We start from the raw sequence: 19,748 nt of genomic DNA on the forward strand, positions 1-19,748 counted from the left end.
ATGGACGCGAAACCTCATCGCCCCGCGCTGACAAGAATGACCGGCGGACTTGTCATTCCCCAACAAACTGGCCGGCCCAGCGCTCCCCCACGCCGGTCAGCCGGACGACGCGTTCCTCGTCCGTCCCGGCGGGCCCGCGCGCGATCGTCACCTCCAGCCGGTCGTCGGCGAGACCTTCGGCGAGCCCCTCGCCCCACTCCACGACCGTGACGGCGTCGGCGAGGGACGCGTCGAGGTCCAGGTCGTCCAGCTCCGCGACGCCGCCGAGGCGGTAGGCGTCGGCGTGGACGAGCGCGGGACCGTCCCCGAGCGACGGATGCACCCGGGCGATCACGAACGTCGGCGACGTGATCGGCCCCCGCACGTTCAGCCCCTCGCCGATCCCCTGGGTGAGGGTCGTCTTGCCCGCGCCGAGGTCGCCGGTGAGGACGAGCAGGTCGCCCGCCCGCAGCAGCCCGGCCAGCCGGATCCCGAGCGCCCGCATGTCGGCGGCGGTCGGGACCGCCAGCGCCTCCGTCACGTCCATCTCACGCACTCCGCTCCTTCGGCTCGGCGAGCAGGCGCTCGGCCAGCCGCCGCACCGCCCCGGTCACCGCGCCCGGGAACTCCAGCGGCAGCACGTGCCCGGCCTCCTCGATCTCGATCAGCTCCGCGTCCAGCGCCGCCGCGACCGCCCGGCCGTGCGCGGCGGGGGTGAACCGGTCCGCCCCGGCGACGAGCACGACCGCCGGACGTCCGGCGACGACGGGCAGCGCCGCCGTCTTGTCGTGGTCCATCAGCGTCGGGTAGAACTCGGCGATCACGTCGATCGGCGTGCGGCGGATCATCTGCTCCACGAAGTCCACCACGGACGGGCTGACGTACCGGTCCGCGAAGGCCATCTTCCGCGTGACGAAGAACGCCAGGTCGGCGCCCGCGCCGCGCACCCGGTCCACGAGGTCGGCGCGGCGGCCGAGGCCGCGCAGCGTGCCCGGGGTGATCGGACGCAGCAGCTTCGCGAGCACCAGCGGCAGCCCGAGCGTCATCTCCTTCAGGTCCCCCGCCGACGTGTTGACCAGCACGACGCCCGCGACCTGCTCGGCGAACAGCGCGGGATGCGCGGCGGCCAGCGCCATGATCGTCATCGTGCCCATCGAGTGCCCGACGAGCAGTACCCGGCCGCCGGACGGGACGGTCGCGGCGAGCACGGCCGCCAGGTCCTCGCCGGTCTGGTCGATCGTGGCCGACAGCGGGTCCGCGCGGCCGGACCGGCCGTGGCTGCGCTGGTCCCAGTAGACGAACCGGACGCCGTCGCCGAGCTGGCGCGGCAGGTCCCGGCGCTGGTAGTGCCAGGTGTGCAGGTTCAGGCAGTAGCCGTGGCAGAAGACGATCGTGAGCGGCGCGTCGTCGGGGCCCTCGACCTCGACGTGCAGCGGCAGCCCGTCCGGCGCGAGCACCGGCACCGGCGTGCCGCGCCGCAGGCCGAACTCCTCCTCGGCGTCGGGGTCGGGGCGCAGCCGCACCCGGCCGACCGCGATCCGCCGCAGCCCGACCGCCGCGCCGATCCCGGCGGCGCCGGCGCCCGCGACCGCACCGGCCACGCCCAGTCTCCGGCGGCGGCTCCCCGCCGCGCGCTTGCTAGCCATCGGTCCCTCCGACGTAGACACGGGGCACCCGGAACCCGACGCGGGTGACGATCTCGTACGAGATGGTGCCGAGCGCGTCCGCCCAGTCCTGCGCGGTCGGCTCGCCCCGGTCGCCGGGTCCGAACAGGACCACCTCGTCGCCCGCCTCCAGGACATCGTCCCCGAGGTCGATGACGAACTGGTCCATGCACACGCGTCCGGCGATGCGGCGGCGGCGCCCGGCGGCGAGGACTTCCAGCAGGTTGGAGCCGTGCCGGGGCACGCCGTCGCCGTATCCGGCCGGGACGACCGCGAGAGTCGTCTCACGCTCGGTCACGAAAGTGTGGCCGTAGGACACGCCTGAGCCCGCCGGGACGCGCTTCACCAACGCGGCGTCGGCCGTCAGCGTCATCGCGGGCCGCAGCCCGAACCCGCCGCGCTCGGGGATCGGCGACAGTCCGTAGATCGCGATGCCCGGCCGGACGACGTCGAACCGCGCCTCGGGCAGCGTCAGCGTCGCCGCCGAGTTCGCCAGATGCCGCACCAGCCGCCGCCCGGCCGCCTTCTCGGCGTGCCCGGCCATGTCGGTGAACGCGGTGAGCTGCCGGGCGATCGACGGGTGCCCCGGCTCGTCCGCGCAGGCGAAGTGCGACATCACGCCGACGACCTCGACCGTCCCCGCCGCCTCGGCCGCGAGCACCGCGTCGACCAGCGCGGGCCAGCCGTCCGGGCCGGTGCCGCCGCGCGTCATGCCCGTGTCGGCCTTGAGGTGGACGCGGGCGGGACGGCCCGCGCGCGGCGCTGCGGCGGCCAGTTCGTCCAGCATCCACGCGGCGCCGACGACGAGGTCCACGTCCGCCGCGACGGCCTCGGCGTACGGCTCGCCCGGCACGCTCAGCCCGACCAGCACCGGCACGCCCGTGACCCCGGCCGAGCGCAGCGCGAGCGCCTCGGCGACCCTCGCGACGCCCAGCCAGGTCGCGCCGCCCGCCAGCGCCGCCCGCGCCACCGGGACCAGGCCGTGCCCGTACGCCTCGGCCTTGACCATCGCCATCACCTCGGCGCCCGCCGCGCGCTCGCGCAGCAGCGCCACGTTGCCGCGGACGGCGCCGAGGTCCACACGCGCCTGTGCAGGACTGCTCATGGTCCCCAGTGTGCCGTCCGAACGGCCATGTCAAGACATGTAGGGGTTACCTCGACGTCAGTCCAGGGTGCGGAACGCGTCCGGGATGGCCCGCAGCACGTCCTCCGCGCTGATCGGCGCCTCCCGGCCCTCCCGCCCGGACGCCAGCCGCGCCGCGAGCCCGTGCAGGTACGCGCCCGCCGCCGCGGCCTCCAGCGCCGCCATCCCGCCCGCCAGCAGCGCGCCGACCAGGCCGGACAGGACGTCGCCCGTCCCGGCGGTCGCCAGCCACGCCGTCCCGGTCGGGTTGACGCGGACGGGCCGGTCCAGCTCGGCGACCAGCGTCGTCGACCCCTTGAGCAGCACGGTCGCGCCGAGTTCCACGGCGGCGCGGCGGGCGTGCTCCAGCCGCCGCGCCTCGATCGCGTCGCGGTCGACCCGCAGCAGCCTTGCCAGCTCGCCCGCGTGCGGGGTCAGGACGGTCGGCACGTCGCGGCACAGCAGCGCGCGGCGCAGCGCGTCCGAGCGGGACACCGCGTTGAGGCCGTCGGCGTCCACGAGCACCGGGACGTCGGACGCCAGCACCGCCCCCACCAGCGCCTCGGCCCGCTCCCCGCCGCCGAGGCCCGGCCCGACGACCCACGCCTGGACGCGGCCGATCTCCGCCAGCACGTCCGGCCCCGGCTCGACCACGCGCGTCACCGTCTCCGGCCAGCGCTGCCGCACCAGCTCGACGGCGTGCGCGTCGGAGGCGAACCGCACCATGCCCGCGCCGCCGCGCACCGCGGCGCCCGCCGCGAGCACCGCCGCGCCCGGGAACGTTCCGCTGCCCGCGATGACGCCGACGACGCCGCGCCGGTACTTGTCGGACTCGGGTCCCGGCTCGGGCGGCCGGACGTCGTCGGGCCGCGCCGCCACCACGTCCGGGTCGGGCAGGTCGGCGCCGAGCCCGATGTCGACCAGCTCCACGACGCCGCAGTGCGCCGCGCCCGGGTCGATGATCAGGCCGGGCTTGTGGGTGCCGAACGTGACGGTCACGTCCGCGTGGACGGCCGTGCCCGCGACCGCGCCGGTGCTGGCGTCCACGCCGCTCGGGACGTCGCACGCCACGAGCGTCGCGGGCGCCGCCGACGCGCGCCGGGCCAGCGTCGCGTGCGGCTCGCGCAGCCCGCCGGACCCGCCGATGCCGGTCAGCCCGTCGATGACCAGGTCGGCGGTGTCGATCTCGCCGGTCGCGTCGGGGGGCAGGAGCCGTCCGCCCGCCGCGCGCAGCGCCGCCGCGCCGCCCTCGTGAACGGACGTCCCCGCGCGCAGCGCCACGACCCGTGCCCCGCGCCGCGCCAGCAGCGCGCCCGCGTAGAGGGTGTCGCCGCCGTTGGCGCCGCCGCCGACGAGCAGCACCACCCGCGCGCCGTACACGCGCGGCAGCAGCCGGGCGCAGACCGCCGCGAGCCCCGCCGCCGCACGCGCCATCAGCGTGCCGTCGGGCAGCCGCGCCATCAGGGCCTGCTCCGCCGCGCGGACCTTGTCCACCTCGTGCGCGTACCGCATGGCCTACCCCGCTCCCTGTGGATTCCGCGCCTCGGCGATCACGACCGCCGTGGCGATGCCGCCGTCGTGGCTGAGCGAGACGTGCCAGTCCGTCACGCCGCGTTCGGCCGCCGCCGCCGCGACCGTCCCGGTGACGTGCAGGACGGGCCGTCCGCCCGGCTCCCTGCGGATCTCGGCGTCGGTCCAGCGCAGCCCGCCGGGCGCGCCGAGGGCCTTGGCGAGCGCCTCCTTCGCGGCGAACCTGGCGGCCAGCGACCGGGCTGGCAGCACGCGCTCGTCCGCGGTGAACAGGCGCGCGAGCAGGCCGGGCGTCCGCCGCAGGGACGCCTCGAACCGCGCGATGTCCGCCACGTCGATGCCCACTCCCACGATCACATACCCAGGGTGCCACGATGATCACGTCCGTCACGGGGTTACTCGGGCGTCACGGTCACCGAGACCGTTCCCGGACGGTCCCGGACGCGCACTGGCCGCGTCCCTGCCAGTGCGCTACCGTCGATTTGCCCTGCAAGTTTCACCGCGCCCCCAGAGATCGGCAGCGATGAGTTCGTCCCGCGGTCCCACCGTCCGCCAGCGGCGGCTCGGCATCGAGCTGCGGCGCCTGCGGGAGGGGCGCTCGCTCACCGGGGACGAGGTCGCCGTCCGGCTGTCGTGGTCCACCGCGAAGGTGAGCCGGCTGGAGAACGCCCGCACCGGGGCGCGCGTCGGGGACGTCGCGGCGCTGCTGGAGCTGTACGGGGTCGCGGGCGCGCAGCGGGACGAGCTGATGACGCTCGCCGAGGACGCCGCCGAGAAGGGCTGGTGGGAGGACTTCCCGTCCATCGGCGCCGACTACGCCCAGCTCATCGCGCTGGAGGCGGACGCGAGCCGCGCGTACTGCTGGGAGAACCTGGTCGTCCCGGGCCTGCTCCAGACCGAGGCGTACGCGCGGGCGGTGATCCGGGGCTGGGAGGTCGTCGCGACCGTCCCGCCCGCCGAGCTGGAACGGCTCACGCAGGTGCGGATGCTGCGCCAGCAGGTGCTGCGCGGGCCGCGTCCGCTGGCGCTGGACGTCGTCCTGGACGAGTCGGTGCTCCGCCGCCGCATCCACGAGCCCGCCGTGATGGCCGAGCAGATCGAGCACCTGACGCGTGCCGCGCGCGAGCGGCACGTGTCGCTGCGGGTCCTGCCGCTGGACCGCGACCACCGCATCCTCGGCTCGTCGTTCACGCTGCTGGAATTCGCGGATCAGTATTATGTCCCGTTCCCGGACGTGGTCCACACCGAAAGTCTCACCTTCAGTTACCTGACAAGTGAGGCCGAGACCCATCGTTACCGGCTGGCTTACGAACGCATGAGCACCGAGGCGCTCGACGCGCCGGACTCGCTCGAAGTGCTGGCCGAAATGACGGAATGGTGGCGCCGGGCGGACTGAGCGGCACAGCTCACATCCCGCTCGCGGAGCGTGGAAGACCTGCGGTCTCCTGATAAAGTTCAAGCACCTAATCCGCCTTTTGGATGTTCCGTTTGCGGGAACGTCCGGCCCGGAATTGAGAATTTCAGCGTGCCACGCTGCGGCGGATAAATCAGACAAAACCGACGGAGTACTCTTATGGCCCAGATGACCACACCGACGACCGCCTGGCGCAAGAGCGTCCGCTGCGGCGGCAGCGCGACCTGTGTCGAGGTGGCGGCCCTCGCCGCCGGCCTGGTCGGCGCGCGCGACAGCAAGCAGGGACCGGCCGCGCCGGCCCTCGCCGTGCGGCCCGCGGGCTGGGCGTCCTTCGTGTCCCGCGTCCGCGCGGGCGCTTTCGACCTCTGACCCCGCGCATCCGGGCGTCCCGATGACGACCTCACCGGGGACGCTCCGCCGGGTCCTCGTCCCGCCGCGCCACGAGCCGCGGCGCCGGAGACCCGACATTTCAGATCAACCGCATTGATTTCCGCTCAACACGGGTAGAACCTCCTCCGGCAATGACGCCGTCTTCTTTCGCGCCGAACCGAACGAGGAGATGGGATGCGCGAAGAACAGCCGTCCCCGGTCCGCTGGCTCACAAGCAGTCGTTGTGGGGCAAGTCACACTTGTGTCGCCGTAGCGCGACTTTTTTCTATCCCCGGCGTGGGCGTCCGTGATACGGCGGAGACAGAAACCGCGACGGCGCTCTTCCTCACCCCGAACACCTGGAATACGTTCCTGACCAGCATCAGGAACGGCGACTACGACCACCGGGCATAAAAACAGTGCTCCTGTTCCGGCGGCCGGACCGCCGGAACAGGAGCGTCCGCCCTATTCGACCGTGACCGACTTCGCCAGGTTGCGGGGCTGGTCCACGTCATGGCCCTTCGCGGTGGCCAGCTCGCACGCGAACACCTGCAACGGGACCGTCGTCACCAGCGGCTGAAGCAGCGTCGGCACCGCCGGAACACTGATCAGCGTGTCGGCGTAGGGCAGCACCGAGGTGTCGCCCTCCTCCGCGATCACGATCGTCCGGGCGCCGCGGGCGCGGATCTCCTGGATGTTCGACACGATCTTGTCGTGCAGCACCTCGCGGGCGCGCGGCGGCACCACCACCACGACCGGCAGGTCCTGCTCGATCAGCGCGATCGGCCCGTGCTTCAGCTCGCCCGCCGCGAACCCCTCCGCGTGCATGTACGCCAGCTCCTTGAGCTTCAGCGCACCCTCCATCGCGACCGGGAACCCGACGTGCCGTCCGAGGAACAGGACGCAGTTCTGGTCGGCCAGGGACCGTGCCAGCGCCCGCACCGGCTCCATCGTCTCCAGCACCTTGTCCACCTTGTCCGGCATCTCCGCCAGCAGATGGACCATGTCGGTGACCTCGTCGCCCCACTTCGTCCCCCGGACCTGCCCGAGGTACAGCGCGATGAGGTAGACCGCGACGAGCTGCGTCAGGAACGCCTTCGTGGACGCCACCGCGATCTCCGGCCCGGCGTGCGTGTACAGCACCCCGTCGCACTCGCGCGGCAGCGTCGACCCGTTGACGTTGCAGATCCCGAGCACCCGCGCCCGCTGCTCGCGCGCGTGCCGGACGGCCATCAGCGTGTCCATCGTCTCGCCCGACTGGGAGATCGCGATGACCAGCGTCGACCGGCTCAGGATCGGGTCGCGGTAGCGGAACTCGTGCGCCAGCTCCACCTCGCACGGCAGCCCCGCCCAGTGCTCGATCGCGTACTTGGCGATCAGGCCCGCGTGGTAGGCCGTCCCGCACGCCACGATCACGACCTTGTCGATGTCGCGGAGCGCGTCGTCGGGGATGCGCATCTCGTCCAGCGACAGCCGGCCGCCCGCGCCGATCCGGCCGAGCAGCGTGTCGGCGACCGCGCGCGGCTGCTCGGCGATCTCCTTCAGCATGAAGTAGTCGTAGCCGCCCTTCTCGGCGGCCGACACGTCCCAGTCGACGTGGTACTCGGTGACCTCGGCGGGACGGCCGTCGAAGTCGGTGACCGTCACGCCGTCCGCGCGCAGCTCCACGATCTGGTCCTGGCCCAGCTCGATCGCGTCGCGGGTGTGGGCGATGAACGCGGCCACGTCGCTGGCGAGGAAGTTCTCGCCCCGCCCGACGCCGACGACGAGCGGCGAGTTGCGGCGCGCCCCGACGACCACGTCCGGCTCGTCGGCCGACATCACGACCAGCGTGAACGCGCCGTCCAGCCGGCGGCACACGGCGCGCAGCGCGGCGGCCAGGCCCGCGCCGCCCTTCAGCTCGTCCTCCAGCAGGTGCGCGACGGCCTCGGTGTCGGTCTCGGACCGCAGCTTGTGCCCGGCCTCCTCCAGCTCCGCCCGCAGCGCCGCGAAGTTCTCGATGATGCCGTTGTGGATGACCGCGACGCGCCCCGAGCAGTCGGTGTGCGGGTGGGCGTTGTGGTCGGTCGGCGCGCCGTGCGTCGCCCACCGGGTGTGCCCCATCCCGACCGTCGCCGCGGGCGGCGGTTCCTCCTCCAGCGCCTGCCGCAGGTTGACGAGCTTGCCCGCCCGCTTCGCCGTCGCCAGCCCCCCGCCGGTCACCAGCGCCACGCCCGCCGAGTCGTACCCCCGGTACTCCAGGCGCGCCAGGCCCTCGACCACGACGTCCAGTGCCGGCTGCCCGCCGACGTAGCCCACGATTCCGCACATGACGGCCAGCCTATGCAATCTCCCCGCCACCACCAACGCCCGCCCCCGTCCGGTCCCGGACGGAGGCGGCACCGGCGTCAAGCCCAGGTGAACGGGGAGAAGAAGCCGGGTGAAGAACGCGTCGTCACTCGGCGCCGGTGATCGTCAGGGAGCGGAGCCGGGCGGAGCCGAGGGCCGCGCCGCCGACGGCGGCGGCGAGCAGGAGCGGAACGGCGGCGGCGAGCTTCACCGTCGCGTCCACCTGGGATGCCGAGGTCAGCGCGTCCGCGACGGCCAGCGCCCACTGCTGGATCGACGCGGCGCCCGCGCCGGGCGCGAAGTTGCCGAGCAGCGACTCCCAGATCAGCGCGTAGAGCAGGCCGATCGTGACCGCGTTGCGGCTGAACACCGCGAGCGCCGTGAAGACCGGCGTGTAGGCGAACGCGCCGACCAGGAGGGCCGCGCCGAACGCGGGGGCGACGTTCGCGGTCGTCCCGGTGAGGATCAGTCCGGCCAGCAGGCCCGGCACCACCGCGAACGCCAGCACGAGCGACAGCGCCACGGCCAGTTTGGTGAGCAGGACCGTCCGGCGCGGGATCGGCTTGGTCAGGACGTACATGATCTGGCCGTCGTCGATCTCCGGGCCGATCACGCCGGTGCCCGCGATCAGCGCCAGCAGCGGCAGGATCGTCCCGACCGCGAGCTTCTCCAGCACCTGGACGGACGTGTCGAGATCGTCCCCGCCCGTTGCCCGAAGCACCACCGCGAGGACGAGCAGCAACAGCGGCAGGCCGAGCAGCAACAACGCCCGCCGCCGCCCCAGCATCGCCCGATACGTCATGGCCGCGATCGTCGCGTTCATTGTTTATCCACTAGGTAGGAGAAGACGCTTTCGAGGGACTCGTCGGACGGGGCGACCTCCCACAGCCGGACGCCCGCGTCGCGCGCCACCCGGGGCAGGAGCCAGGTGAAGCGGGCGAAGTCGACCGCCTCGACCTCCAGGCCCTCCTTGCCGAGCCGGACGCTGCGGGCCGCGCCGTCGCCGATGATCGACGCCGCGAGCGCCCGGTCGTCGGACGACCGGACGAGGAACAGGTGCGGCCGGTCGGTCATCAGCCGCCGGATCTCCCGGAAGTCCCCCGACGCCGCGTGCCGCCCGGAGACGATCACCTCGATGTGCCCGGCGAGCCGCTCGACCTCCTCCAGGATGTGGGACGAGAACAGGATCGTCCGGCCCTCGGCGGCCATCGCGCGGATGAGGTCCATGAGCTGGAGCCGCTGGCGCGGGTCCATGCCGTTGAACGGCTCGTCCAGCAGCAGCACCGGCGGGTCGTGGACGAGCGCCGACGCCATCTTGATCCGCTGCTTCATGCCCTTGGAGTAGGTGCCGATCGCGCGGTCGGCGGCGGGCGCCATCTCCACCCGGCCGATCGCCCGCTCCGCCGCCGCGCGCGGGTCGGGCAGTTTGTGCAGCTTGGCCATCGCGACGATGAACTGCCGCCCGGTGAGGAAGTCGTACGCCGTCTCGGGCTCGGGGACGAGCCCGAGCTTGCGGTACACGCCCTGGTTGTGCCAGATCGGCTCACCGTCCAGCGTGACCGTCCCCGACGACGGCGCCAGGAACCCGCCCATCATGTGGATGAGCGTGGACTTGCCCGCACCGTTCGGCCCGAGCAGCCCGGTCACCCCCGGCCCGATCGTCATCGTCACACCGTTGACCGCGACCACGTTCCCGTACCACCGAGAAACCCCGGTCAACTCCAGCACGCTCACGAGAGACCCGCCTTCCGGAAGCGGCGGTAGAGGACGGTCACGCCGCCCGCCACCAGGGCCGCGCAGAGGAGGAGGGCGAGAACGCCGGACAGGAGGCCGTCCGGCACGGCCTCGGCCGTCCGTTCCGCGCCGAGCAGCCGCACCTGCACGATGTCGACCAGGTTGAAGGGGGCGAAGAAGCCGGCGTTGCCCGCGAGCGAGAAGTTCGTCCGGAACTCGGCGATGTTCTGCACCAGCAGCACCACCGCGCTGGACAGCAGGAACACCGCGATCACCGCCGCGACCCCGAACCCGCGGCGCGGCGTCAGCACCGCCACCGCCATCCCGAGCGCCGCGATGACCAGCGCGAACAGCGCGCAGCCGACCAGCGCCAGCAGGAACTCCCGCAGGTGCGTCAGCGGATGCGGCACCTTCGCGATGAGCCCGCCGATGTACAGGACGATCACCGGCACGGCCGTCAGCGTCAGCAGCGCCGTCACCATCGCCGCGAACTTGGCGAGGACGAACGGCAGCGGCGCGATCGGCCGCGAGAAGTACAGCGGCACCACGTGGAACCGCAGCTCACGCGATGCGAGCACCGGCGCCTGCGACGCCACGAAGATCGACACGACCACCTGGAGGTAGATCGCATAGGCGGAGTAGCGCATCAGCACCTCCGCCCGGTCCGTCAGCAGGACCGCCCCGACGTCCATGAACGCGGGCGCGACCATCACCGCCGCGAGCAGGAACGGCATGACCTTCGCCCGCGCGGGCCGCCCGAGCCCCCAGACGGCGCGCACATTGTGGACGTACAGGGACCGGACGAGATAACCGCGCCCCAACCGAGGCCCGTCGTAATGCCGGTACCCGATGTCGTGGATCGTGCTGGTGCTCATGAGGTGAACACGTCCTCGATGTGGTGGCGGCGCTGCTCCAGCCGGACGAGGTGCAGTCCGAGGTCGGCGACGCCGTCGCGGATCAGGTCGTAGGTCTGCTCGCCCGCGATGTCCACGACGAGCACGCGCCCCTCCGGACGGACCGCGACGCCCTGAGCGTGGAGGTGCTCGCCGAGCGTGTCCCGGCCGTCCTGCACCTCGACGGTCAGGACGCCGCTCACGGCGGTGAACGACTCCACGGCCTGCGACCGCAGCAGCTTCCCGCCGTCGATGATCACGACATGGTCACAGACGCGCTCCAACTCGCCGAGCAGGTGCGACGTGACCAGCACGCTGATGCCGAACTCCGACCCGATCCGCCGGATGAGCGCGAGCATCTCGTCGCGGCCCGCCGGGTCCAGGCCGTTGGTGGGCTCGTCCAGGAACACGAGCCGCGGATCGTGGACGAGCGCCTGCGCGAGCTTGACCTTCTGCTTCATGCCGGTGGAGTAGCCGCCGATCGGCCGGTACCGCTCCTCGTACAGCCCGACGTGCCGCAGGACGTCGGCGGCGCGCTCGCGGGCGGCGGGCGGCGGCAGCCCGCACATCCGGGCCATGTGGACGACGAACTCGGTCGCGGACACGTCCGGCGGCAGGCAGTCGTACTCGGGCATGAACCCGACGCGCTCGCGGATGGCCGCGCCCTCGCGGGCGATGTCGAGGCCGAGCACGGACGCCCGTCCCTCGGTCGGCGGCAGCAGCCCGAGCAGGATCTTGATGAGCGTGGACTTGCCCGCGCCGTTGGCCCCGACCAGCCCGACGACGCCCGCCTCGACGGACACGTCGAGGCTGTCCAGCGCGGTCACCCGGGGGAACCGCATCGTCAGGCCCTGCGCGGCGATGATCGGCATGGAACCGAACCTAACGCCTCGCACGGCCTCCCGGCGTCCCCCGTCCGGCCGAACGTCGGGTACCCCTTGCGGACGACCCCCTGCGCCTTCCGGTTGACCCTCGCCGCCCACCGGGCGCCGGGGATACGGCAGGGTATCTCCTGCGCCACGACGTTCTCCGGCGTCTCATGACGCGCCCCGCCCCCGGGAACGCATCCCTCAGATCGAAGGTGGTGAGCATGGCGACGGAAACGCTCAAACGCGGCACGATCGCCGCAGTGGCCGCGGTGACCGCGCTGGCGGCGGGCTGTACGAACAGTTCGGACACCGGCGAGCCCAAGGCGCGCGGCGGCACCCCGTCCGCGTCGTCGGACTGGACGCCCCCGAAGGACCGGGTGACGGACGCCAAGGCCAAGCTGAAGGGCCTGAAGATCCAGCAGCAGGGCGCCCACGACGGCTACTCGCGCGCCAAGTTCGGCATCCGCTGGAAGGACACCGACCACAACGGCTGCGACCAGCGCAACGACGTCCTCGCCCGCGACCTGACGAACATCAAGCGCGACGGCTCGTGCAAGGTGCAGTCGGGACGCCTCAAGGACCCCTACAGCGGCCGGACGATCGAGTTCACCAAGGCCAAGGCGTCCGAGGTGCAGATCGACCACGTCTACCCGCTCGCGCTGGCGTGGCGGATGGGCGCCTCGGGCTGGCCCGCCGACCGGCGGCAGGAGTACGCCAACGACCCGAGCAACCTCCTGGCCGTCTGGGGCCCACCGAACCGGGACAAGAGCGACAAGGGTCCCGGCGAGTGGAAGCCGCAGCAGGCGTACCAGTGCATGTACGGCGTCAAGTACGTCGGCATCGCCGACAAGTACCGCCTCCCGGTCACCCAGGCCGACCACGACGCGCTCCAGGGCTTCCTCGACCACTGCTGACCGTGGTTAGGGTTGAACCCATGAGCGAGGAAGCAGAAGGTCAGGGCGAGGAGCGGCCGGCGGTCCGCACGGAGCGGGCCGTCGGCGCGCGCGCCACGGGCGCCGAGGTGACCGGCGCGACCGCGACCGGGGTTGCGCTGCGCGTCGGCACCGGCCTCGGTTCCCTCGCGATCGGCTCGCTGGTGCTCGGCGCCGTGGCGTTCGGCGCGGTCGCGATCGGCCGGCTGACCGTCCGGCGCGCCGTGGTCGGCGCGCTGGAGGCCGGCACCGTCGAGATCGAGCACCTGCGCATCGGCCGGCTGGAGATCACCGAGCGCTGAGCGGCGGCGGTCAGCCGAGCGCGGCCCGGACCTCTCCGGCCAGCCGCTCGGCGACGTCGCGCGCCTGGTCCTGCGACGGCGCCTCGACCATCACCCGCACCATCGGCTCGGTGCCGCTCGGCCGGATGAGGACGCGTCCGCCGCCGCCCAGCTCGGTCTCGGCGGCGCCGACGGCGGCGGCCAGTTCCGGCGACGTCCTGGCCCGCGCCTTGTCCACGTCCCGCACGTTGACGAGCACCTGCGGCAGCCGCGTCATGGCCTTGACCAGTTCGTCCAGCGGACGTCCGCGCCGCGCCACCGCCGCCAGCAGGTGCAGCCCGGTGAGGACGCCGTCGCCGGTCGTCGCGTGGTCCAGCATGATGACGTGGCCGGACTGCTCGCCGCCGAACCCGAACCCGCCGTCCTTCATGGCCTCCAGGACGTACCGGTCGCCGACGGCCGTCTCCACGACCGCGATGCCCGCCTCGCGCATCGCGTTCTTGAACCCGAGGTTCGACATGACGGTCGCGACGACCGTGTCGGACTTGAGCCGTCCGGCGTCGCGCAGCTCCAGCGCGAGGACGGCCATGATCTGGTCGCCGTCCACCTCCTCGCCGGACGCGGTGACGGCCAGGCAGCGGTCGGCGTCGCCGTCGTGCGCGATGCCCGCGTCCGCGCCGTGCGCGAGGACGGCCGCCCGCAGCGCCTCCAGGTGCGTGGAGCCGCAGCCCTCGTTGATGTTGAGGCCGTCGGGAGCCGTGCCGATCGTGATGACGTCGGCGCCCGCGCGGCGCAGCGCCTCGGGCGCGACCTCGGAGGCGGCGCCGTGCGCGCAGTCCACGACGACGCGCAGGCCGCGCAGCGACACCGGCACGGTCGAGATCAGGTGGGCGACGTACTGTTCGACCGCTCCATGCGCGTCCCGGACGCGGCCGACGCCGGCCCCGGTCGGCGGCTCCCACGCCTGGTCCAGGACGGCCTCGACGCGGTCCTCCATCTCGTCGGCGAGCTTGTACCCGCTGCGGTCGAAGAACTTGATGCCGTTGTCGGGCGCCGGGTTGTGCGAGGCCGACAGCATGACGCCGAGGTCGGCGTCCAGCGCGCTCGTGAGGTAGGCGACGGCGGGCGTCGGCAGGACGCCGAGCCGCAGCACGTCCACCCCGGCGGACGCCAGCCCGGCGACGACGGCGGCCTCCAGGAACTCGCCGGACGCGCGCGGGTCGCGTCCCACCACGGCGGTCGGCCGGTGCCCCTCGAACGCGCCCGCCTCCGCCAGGACCCGCGCCGCCGCGACGGACAGGTTCATGGCCAGCGGAGCGGTCAGGTCGCGGTTGGCCAGCCCGCGTACGCCATCGGTCCCGAACAGACGACCCACGATTCAACTCCCGATGAGACGAAAAGACCGCGCGGGGCCGCCGGAGTCGTACTCCGGCAGCCCCGCGCGATCGAATCCACTGCGCAAGGGTAGTGGTTAGCGCTTGCTGTACTGGGGAGCCTTGCGGGCCTTCTTGAGACCGGCCTTCTTCCGCTCGGGAACGCGCGCGTCCCGGGTGAGGAAGCCGGCCTTCTTCAGCGCCGGGCGGTAGTCGATGTTCGAGAACTGCAGCGCGCGCGAGATGCCGAGGCGCAGCGCGCCGGCCTGGCCGGTGGTGCCGCCGCCGGAGACGCGGACGAGGACGTCGTACTGGTCCTCTAGGCCGAGCAGGACGAACGGCTCGTTCACGATCTGCTGGTGGACCTTGTTCGGGAAGTACTGGTCCAGCGTGCGGCCGTTGATCGTCCACTTGCCGGTGCCCGGCACGATCCGGACGCGGGCGATGGCCTGCTTGCGGCGGCCCGTGCCGGCGGCGGGGCCGGTCGCGACGGGCTGGCCGAGGAGGCCGGAGTCGCCGGTCTCGGGGGTCTCGGTGCTGTACTCCGAGGGGGCTTCCTCGTAGCTGTCGAGGTCGGCGCCCTCGGGCGTTTCGATGCCGGACTGCTCGGTCACGTTCTCTCCTGTTGCTCGTCTTCTGGCCGGGGCGGCGGACCCGTGTTCGGGTGCCCCGGCGGCCGCTTTTTCTGTTGTGCTCGGACTGCTAGTGGGCGATCTGCTTGACCTGCGAGATCTCGAAGGGAACGGGCTGCTGGGCCTGGTGCGGGTGCTCCGGGCCGGCGTAGACCTTCACCTTGCGGAACATCTGGCGGCCGAGGGTGTTCTTCGGCAGCATTCCCTTGATCGCCTTTTCGACGGCCTTGCGCGGGTCCTTGTCCAGCAGGTCGCCGTAGGAGATGGACCGCAGGCCGCCCGGGTAGCCCGAGTGGCGGTAGGCGCGCTTCTGCTCGCGCTTGTTCCCCGACAGCGCCACCTTGTCGGCGTTGATGATGACGACGAAGTCACCGGTGTCCAGGTGCGGCGCGTAGATCGGCTTGTGCTTGCCCCGCAGGAGCTGCGCGGCCTGGCTCGCGAGCCGCCCGAGGACGACGTCGGTGGCGTCGATGACGTGCCACTGACGCTGCACGTCGGCGGGCTTAGGGGTGTACGTGCGCACGGTCGTAGACCTTCGTTTCGTTTGTCGGCTTGCCTTCGATCCTCCGCCCACCCCTTCGCGTGACGGGTGAACGCCTTGCGGCGGTAGTGCCCGCCCGGCCGACCGGTTGCGGAAACCCGGCGGAGGCGCGTGCGGGGCCGGACGCCGGAGTGCTGAGGATCATGCGGTGTACCGGCACCGGCCGCGCTTCTTCACCGGTCCTGCGGACAGGCGTCGACACATACCACGGCCTCCCAGGGTATCGGGGGCGCCGAGGGGCGTCAAAACGCACGGCCGCCGCGCAAGAACGGACCTTCCCCGACAAAACACCTGACTTTCGGCCGAACTTCGCGGTAGAGTCCCGGCCGAACCCTCGGCCGCCGCGGCTCCGCCCGGCCCGCCCCCCGGGAGCCTCCGCTGACCTCCTCCCGCCCCCGAACCGGAGTGATCGCGGCGTCCGTCACCAGCGCGGGCCTCGCGCTCGCCGCCGGCGTCGCGCTCGACCGCGTCGTGCTCGCGCCGCCGCCCAGCCCCACCCCCGTGGCCGCCGTCGCGCCCCGGCCGTCCAGGACGGCCGCCGCGCCCGACACGGCCCGGCCGGCGCCGTCGCGCACCGCGCGCCGCGACCTCGGCGAGAACGCTCCCCCGCTGAAGCGGCTGCGGCCGTCGGCGTCGGCCGCCCCGTCGCGCGCGGCCCGTCCGGACGGCGTCACGAGCCGTCCCGCCGCGCCCGACGCCCGGTCGGTGGAGGCGCTCGCCATCACGCTGACGAACCGGGAACGGGCCAAAGCGGGCTGCCGGGCGCTGCGGCCCGACCCGCACCTTCGGACGGCCGCCCGCGCGCATTCCGCCGAGATGGCCGCGAAGAACTACTTCGACCACGCGTCCCGCAACGGCGACTCGCCGTGGGACCGGATGCGCAAAGCCGGATACGGCGCGCCGGGCGCGGAGAACATCGCCCGCGGCTACGCCACCGCCGAGGCCGTCGTGCGGGGCTGGATGGGGAGCCCCGGACACCGCGCGAACATCGTCAACTGCGGGCTCCGCGCGATCGGGGTCGGGTTCGCGTCCGGGCCCGGCGGGCCGTGGTGGACGCAGGATTTCGGCTGGTCATGACCGGTGGGAAGGGTCATGTCCCCGTCGTTCGCACCCGGGTGACGGCGCACGTCGAGTAGGGTCACCGGCATGGGTTACCCGGGTGATCACGGCGTTCCCGGCGGCCGGACGACGGACCGCGGAACGCCCGCGGGGGCGCACGAGTCCGGTCCGCACGGGCCGGAGCAGGCCCCCTTCTTCGGCGCCGGAGACGAGCAGTGGCGTCCGCCGCAGTCCCCCGCGCAGGGCGCGCCGTGGGACGGCGGCGGCACGCCCCCGCTCGGCGCGCCGCCCGTCGCGGACGACCTCGGCACCCCCGTCGCGGGGCAGGCCACGCGGACGTTCGCGGCACCGTCCGGCGGGTTCGCCGGGGGTGCGCCGGAGGCCCCGCAGCAGCCGTCGTACGAGCAGCCGTACCAGCCTCAGCATTACGAGCAGGGCGCGTTCGGCCACCCGTCGGACGAGCCCGTCCGTCCCGCGCCGCCGAGCGGCGGGAAGGGCCGGACGCCGCTGGTCGTCGGCGCCTCGGCCGCCGCGTGCCTGGTGCTCGTCGGCGTCGGCTACTTCGGGTCGTCGCTGCTCAAGGACGACGACGCCAAGCCGTCCGTCGCGAAGACGCCGCAGGCCGCGCCGACCCGCCGGGTGAAGGTCACGCCGCCCGTCCCGCCGCTGGACCCGGTCAAGCTCCGCAGCCGCGCCACCGACCCCAAGCCGCTGACGCTCCGCGAGGTCTTCGCCAAGCGGACGTTCACCGCGGGCGGCCAGAAGTACACCCGTACGGCCTGGAACGCGGGCAAGTGCGCCACGTCCGTCGGCGGCCCCGCGTTCGCCGTCGCGCTCAAGAAGGCCGGCTGCTCGCAGGCGCTCCGCGCGACGTTCAGCCGCAAGGACGGCAAGCTCATCGGCACCGTCGGCATCTTCAACCTGCGCACCGAGAAGGCCGCCAAGTACGCCGAGCGGGCGTCCGCCGTGAAGGCCGCGCACCTGGTCGCGCTGCCCGGCGCGGGCCTGACCGCCAAGATCGGCAAGGGCGAGGCGCTCGGAAGCGCGCAGGTCAAGGGGCACTACCTGGTGCTGACCTGGGTGCAGCGGCCCGACGGGAAGAAAATCCCCACAACGTACAACAAAGTCGTCACGACGTTCGGCCAGCAGGTCATCAAGGGCAGTAACCTCAGCTTCGCCCTCGCCTACCGGGAGACCGAAGGCAGACCCTTCAGGAACTGAGCGTTATGAATACCCTTGCTGGCCATGTCTGGATCTGACGACGGACGGAAGCCCGCCCGGCCCGACGGCCCGGCGAAGGAACCGGCGGACGGCGCCGGGCCGTCCGCGCCCCCGAGCTTCGGCGCGGCGGCCCCCGCCGACCCGGACCGGAGCGCCCCGGCGTTCAAGCTCGACAAGCCCTGGTGGGCGTCCGACGACGCGACCGTCGACGACCCCGAACCGTCCGGCTTCCTCGCCCCGGCCACCGAACCGCCGAGCGACTCCGAGGACACCGAACCGCTCCCCGCGCAGGAACCCGCCGGACCGCCCCGCCCCACCGAAGCCACCGGCCCCCTGCGCCTGCCGGACGTCTCCGAGCCGCCCGCTCAGCCGACCCCCGAGTCCGCCGGCCTGCTGAGCACACGAGAGCCCGCCGAGCCCGACACCGGCGAGCGTCCGGCCGGAGTCACTGGTCCGCAGGTCGGCCAGCCTGAGCGCGACGCCGGCGAGCCGTCACGCCCGGCCGAGGGCACTGCCCCGTTCCCGCAAGACCAGGCCGCGGGCGAGGGCAGCGAGCCGCCGCGTCCGGCCGAGCGCACTGGCCCGTTCGCGCAGGACGAGGTTGCGGGCGAGGGCAGCCGGGCCGAGGGCACTGGCTCGTTCCCGCAGAACCAGGCCACGGGCGAGGGCAGCGAAGCGCCGCGCTGGACCGGGGTCACTGGCCCGTTCGCGCAGAACCAGGCTGCGGGCGAGAGCAGCGAGCCGTCACGCCCGGCCGAGGGCACCAGCCCGCTTCCGCAGGGCCAGGCCGCCCGCGAGGGCGGCGAGGCGCCGCGTTCGGCCGAGGGCACTGGGCCGCTGAGTGCGCACCGGTCTGTGCGCGAGACGGGTGAGCGTCCGTTCAATCGGGCGCCGCGCCCGGGTGAGGGCACTGGGCCGTTGCGTGCGGCGGAAGGGCCTACGCCGCCGGGTGGGACGCTGGCGGCGGCTGCGGCCAAGCCCGTCGTGCCGCCGCCCGGTGTGGATGTGCCAGTCGGGCATGGGGGGCTGCCGATTCCCGGGCTTCCGCCGGACGACGTGCCGCCCGTTCATCCCGCCGGGCCGATGGCGGACGGGCCGAAGGGCACCCGGCGCCGGGCCGCGCTGATCGGCGCGGGCGCGGTCGCGGCCGTGCTCGTCGTCGGCGCCGCCGGGTACGCGCTGGCCGGCGGGGACGACGCGAAGAAGCCGATGGCGGCGCCGACCCGTCCGGCCCCCGCCGCGTCGCGCACCCACCACGGCCAGCCGCCGCTGAACCCGACCGCGCCCGCCGCGCCGTCCCGGATCGACAACGAGCGCACCGACCCCGGCCCGCTCGCGCTCACCGCCGTGTTCCCCACGGCGGCCGTGACGCTCGGCGGACGCGGTTACGTCCGCGACCGCTCGTCCGTCAACCACGACTGCGCGCTGACGGCGCGCGGGGCGATGGCGACGGCGCTGGTCCGGGAGAAGTGCCGGACCGTCGTGCGGGTCACGTTCGTCGACCGGGCGAAGACGCTGGCGATCACGGCCGGTGTCGCCGTCCTGCCGTCCAAGGCCGCCGCGCTGCGCACCGGGCGGGCCGGCGACCCGAGCCGCTACGAGTGGTTCCGCGGCATGCAGGGCAAGCGGTCCGGGCAGATCGACCGGGCCGGGGGCTACGCCGCCGCGACGATCCGCGGCCGGTACGTCATCTACGCCTACGCGCAGTACCTGAAGGGACGTCCGGCGTCCGGCGGGCCGAACCTGAAGACCGTGGCGCGGCAGTTCATCGACTACGCCGTCCGGCCGGTCGTGGCCCGGGCGTAG

The 19,748-nt window shown here is 73.4% G+C and carries 21 protein-coding genes; 8 read left to right on the plus strand and 13 right to left on the minus strand.

Features of this window, described 5'->3' with window-relative positions; genetic code table 11:
- Nucleotides 1-52: 52 nt before the first annotated feature.
- Genes tsaE through BTM25_RS19945 form a run of 5 tightly spaced genes read right to left on the minus strand, consistent with a single transcriptional unit; the run spans nt 53 to nt 4,653 of the window.
- Nucleotides 53-526 carry a tRNA (adenosine(37)-N6)-threonylcarbamoyltransferase complex ATPase subunit type 1 TsaE gene (tsaE, locus tag BTM25_RS19925; protein WP_103564341.1) on the minus strand — a complete coding sequence of 158 codons (474 nt, stop codon included), beginning with the start codon at nt 524-526 and terminating at the stop codon, nt 53-55.
- A 1-nt stretch (nt 527) separates the two neighbouring features.
- Nucleotides 528-1,625, minus strand: coding sequence for an alpha/beta fold hydrolase (locus BTM25_RS19930; protein ID WP_103564342.1), 1,098 nt, complete (start codon nt 1,623-1,625; stop codon nt 528-530).
- Nucleotides 1,618-2,748, minus strand: a complete 1,131-nt coding sequence (gene alr, locus BTM25_RS19935) for an alanine racemase (RefSeq protein WP_103564343.1) — start codon at nt 2,746-2,748, stop codon at nt 1,618-1,620. The genes BTM25_RS19930 and alr overlap by 8 nt, the downstream gene beginning before the upstream one ends.
- A 57-nt stretch (nt 2,749-2,805) precedes the next feature.
- Nucleotides 2,806-4,278 (minus strand): NAD(P)H-hydrate dehydratase, encoded by a 1,473-nt coding sequence (locus BTM25_RS19940; protein WP_103564344.1) that lies wholly within the window; start codon nt 4,276-4,278, stop codon nt 2,806-2,808.
- A gap of 3 nt (nt 4,279-4,281) precedes the next feature.
- Nucleotides 4,282-4,653 (minus strand): holo-ACP synthase, encoded by a 372-nt coding sequence (locus BTM25_RS19945; RefSeq protein WP_103564345.1) that lies wholly within the window; start codon nt 4,651-4,653, stop codon nt 4,282-4,284.
- Between the two features lie 166 nt (nt 4,654-4,819).
- Between BTM25_RS19945 and BTM25_RS19950 the strand changes: the two genes are divergently transcribed.
- The 3 genes from BTM25_RS19950 to BTM25_RS30970 all read left to right on the plus strand — a co-directional run bounded on the left by BTM25_RS19950 (nt 4,820) and on the right by BTM25_RS30970 (nt 6,493).
- Nucleotides 4,820-5,692 carry a helix-turn-helix domain-containing protein gene (locus BTM25_RS19950; RefSeq protein ID WP_103564346.1) on the plus strand — a complete coding sequence of 291 codons (873 nt, stop codon included), beginning with the start codon at nt 4,820-4,822 and terminating at the stop codon, nt 5,690-5,692.
- A gap of 186 nt (nt 5,693-5,878) precedes the next feature.
- Nucleotides 5,879-6,079 (plus strand): DUF397 domain-containing protein, encoded by a 201-nt coding sequence (locus tag BTM25_RS19955; RefSeq protein ID WP_235828499.1) that lies wholly within the window; start codon nt 5,879-5,881, stop codon nt 6,077-6,079.
- Between the two features lie 195 nt (nt 6,080-6,274).
- Nucleotides 6,275-6,493, plus strand: coding sequence for a DUF397 domain-containing protein (locus BTM25_RS30970; protein ID WP_103564348.1), 219 nt, complete (start codon nt 6,275-6,277; stop codon nt 6,491-6,493).
- A gap of 51 nt (nt 6,494-6,544) precedes the next feature.
- Here BTM25_RS30970 and glmS read toward each other — a convergent pair whose 3' ends face one another.
- The 5 genes from glmS to BTM25_RS19985 form a co-directional block, all read right to left on the minus strand.
- A complete protein-coding gene (gene glmS / locus BTM25_RS19965; RefSeq protein WP_103564349.1) occupies nt 6,545-8,389 on the minus strand; it encodes a glutamine--fructose-6-phosphate transaminase (isomerizing) in 1,845 nt (614 codons plus the stop codon).
- 124 nt (nt 8,390-8,513) lie between these two features.
- Nucleotides 8,514-9,230, minus strand: coding sequence for an ABC transporter permease (locus tag BTM25_RS19970; protein WP_103564350.1), 717 nt, complete (start codon nt 9,228-9,230; stop codon nt 8,514-8,516).
- The gene (locus BTM25_RS19975) at nt 9,227-10,141 is read right to left on the minus strand and encodes an ABC transporter ATP-binding protein (protein ID WP_103564351.1); all 915 of its coding nucleotides are present in this window, start codon (nt 10,139-10,141) and stop codon (nt 9,227-9,229) included. The genes BTM25_RS19970 and BTM25_RS19975 overlap by 4 nt, the downstream gene beginning before the upstream one ends.
- Nucleotides 10,138-11,016, minus strand: a complete 879-nt coding sequence (locus BTM25_RS19980; protein ID WP_103564352.1) for an ABC transporter permease — start codon at nt 11,014-11,016, stop codon at nt 10,138-10,140. The genes BTM25_RS19975 and BTM25_RS19980 overlap by 4 nt, the downstream gene beginning before the upstream one ends.
- On the minus strand, nt 11,013-11,906 hold the full coding sequence (locus BTM25_RS19985; protein ID WP_205648161.1) for an ABC transporter ATP-binding protein: 894 nt from the start codon (nt 11,904-11,906) through the stop codon (nt 11,013-11,015). The genes BTM25_RS19980 and BTM25_RS19985 overlap by 4 nt, the downstream gene beginning before the upstream one ends.
- A gap of 218 nt (nt 11,907-12,124) precedes the next feature.
- On the opposite strand from BTM25_RS19985, the gene BTM25_RS19990 reads away from it, so the two are divergent.
- Both BTM25_RS19990 and BTM25_RS19995 read left to right on the plus strand, forming a co-directional pair.
- Nucleotides 12,125-12,817: an HNH endonuclease family protein gene (locus tag BTM25_RS19990; protein WP_103564353.1), complete on the plus strand. Its 693-nt coding sequence runs from the start codon at nt 12,125-12,127 to the stop codon at nt 12,815-12,817.
- Between the two features lie 20 nt (nt 12,818-12,837).
- Complete coding sequence (locus BTM25_RS19995; protein WP_103564354.1) at nt 12,838-13,137, plus strand: hypothetical protein; 300 nt, start codon at nt 12,838-12,840, stop codon at nt 13,135-13,137.
- Between the two features lie 10 nt (nt 13,138-13,147).
- On the opposite strand, the gene glmM is transcribed toward BTM25_RS19995, so the two are convergent.
- The 3 genes from glmM to rplM form a co-directional block, all read right to left on the minus strand.
- A complete protein-coding gene (glmM, locus tag BTM25_RS20000; RefSeq protein ID WP_103564355.1) occupies nt 13,148-14,491 on the minus strand; it encodes a phosphoglucosamine mutase in 1,344 nt (447 codons plus the stop codon).
- 96 nt (nt 14,492-14,587) lie between these two features.
- Entirely contained in the window at nt 14,588-15,103 is a 516-nt protein-coding gene (gene rpsI / locus BTM25_RS20005; RefSeq protein WP_103564356.1) for a 30S ribosomal protein S9, read from the minus strand.
- A gap of 88 nt (nt 15,104-15,191) precedes the next feature.
- Entirely contained in the window at nt 15,192-15,644 is a 453-nt protein-coding gene (gene rplM / locus BTM25_RS20010; RefSeq protein ID WP_103564357.1) for a 50S ribosomal protein L13, read from the minus strand.
- Between the two features lie 423 nt (nt 15,645-16,067).
- Between rplM and BTM25_RS20015 the strand changes: the two genes are divergently transcribed.
- The 3 genes from BTM25_RS20015 (at nt 16,068) to BTM25_RS20025 (ending at nt 19,748) form a co-directional block, all read left to right on the plus strand.
- On the plus strand, nt 16,068-16,739 hold the full coding sequence (locus BTM25_RS20015; protein WP_168212168.1) for a CAP domain-containing protein: 672 nt from the start codon (nt 16,068-16,070) through the stop codon (nt 16,737-16,739).
- 69 nt (nt 16,740-16,808) lie between these two features.
- A complete protein-coding gene (locus tag BTM25_RS20020) occupies nt 16,809-17,942 on the plus strand; it encodes a hypothetical protein (protein ID WP_103564359.1) in 1,134 nt (377 codons plus the stop codon).
- Between the two features lie 24 nt (nt 17,943-17,966).
- Nucleotides 17,967-19,748 carry a hypothetical protein gene (locus BTM25_RS20025; RefSeq protein ID WP_103564360.1) on the plus strand — a complete coding sequence of 594 codons (1,782 nt, stop codon included), beginning with the start codon at nt 17,967-17,969 and terminating at the stop codon, nt 19,746-19,748.

This window comes from Actinomadura rubteroloni (assembly GCF_002911665.1).
Taxonomy (GTDB): Bacteria; Actinomycetota; Actinomycetes; order Streptosporangiales; family Streptosporangiaceae; genus Spirillospora; species Spirillospora rubteroloni.

Excerpts from the sequence above, each read along its gene's own strand:
- BTM25_RS20020 (WP_103564359.1), top strand. The coding sequence starts at position 16,809 with ATGGGTTACCCGGGTGATCACGGCGTTCCCGGCGGCCGGACGACGGAC.
- BTM25_RS20025 (WP_103564360.1), top strand. The coding sequence starts at position 17,967 with ATGTCTGGATCTGACGACGGACGGAAGCCCGCCCGGCCCGACGGCCCG.
- BTM25_RS19970 (WP_103564350.1), bottom strand. The coding sequence starts at position 9,230 with ATGAACGCGACGATCGCGGCCATGACGTATCGGGCGATGCTGGGGCGG.
- BTM25_RS19980 (WP_103564352.1), bottom strand. The coding sequence starts at position 11,016 with ATGAGCACCAGCACGATCCACGACATCGGGTACCGGCATTACGACGGG.
- BTM25_RS19995 (WP_103564354.1), top strand. The coding sequence starts at position 12,838 with ATGAGCGAGGAAGCAGAAGGTCAGGGCGAGGAGCGGCCGGCGGTCCGC.
- BTM25_RS19955 (WP_235828499.1), top strand. The coding sequence starts at position 5,879 with ATGACCACACCGACGACCGCCTGGCGCAAGAGCGTCCGCTGCGGCGGC.
- BTM25_RS19950 (WP_103564346.1), top strand. The coding sequence starts at position 4,820 with ATGAGTTCGTCCCGCGGTCCCACCGTCCGCCAGCGGCGGCTCGGCATC.
- BTM25_RS19930 (WP_103564342.1), bottom strand. The coding sequence starts at position 1,625 with ATGGCTAGCAAGCGCGCGGCGGGGAGCCGCCGCCGGAGACTGGGCGTG.
- BTM25_RS19940 (WP_103564344.1), bottom strand. The coding sequence starts at position 4,278 with ATGCGGTACGCGCACGAGGTGGACAAGGTCCGCGCGGCGGAGCAGGCC.
- BTM25_RS30970 (WP_103564348.1), top strand. The coding sequence starts at position 6,275 with ATGCGCGAAGAACAGCCGTCCCCGGTCCGCTGGCTCACAAGCAGTCGT.
- tsaE (WP_103564341.1), bottom strand. The coding sequence starts at position 526 with ATGGACGTGACGGAGGCGCTGGCGGTCCCGACCGCCGCCGACATGCGG.
- alr (WP_103564343.1), bottom strand. The coding sequence starts at position 2,748 with ATGAGCAGTCCTGCACAGGCGCGTGTGGACCTCGGCGCCGTCCGCGGC.
- BTM25_RS19990 (WP_103564353.1), top strand. The coding sequence starts at position 12,125 with ATGGCGACGGAAACGCTCAAACGCGGCACGATCGCCGCAGTGGCCGCG.
- glmS (WP_103564349.1), bottom strand. The coding sequence starts at position 8,389 with ATGTGCGGAATCGTGGGCTACGTCGGCGGGCAGCCGGCACTGGACGTC.
- BTM25_RS19985 (WP_205648161.1), bottom strand. The coding sequence starts at position 11,906 with ATGCCGATCATCGCCGCGCAGGGCCTGACGATGCGGTTCCCCCGGGTG.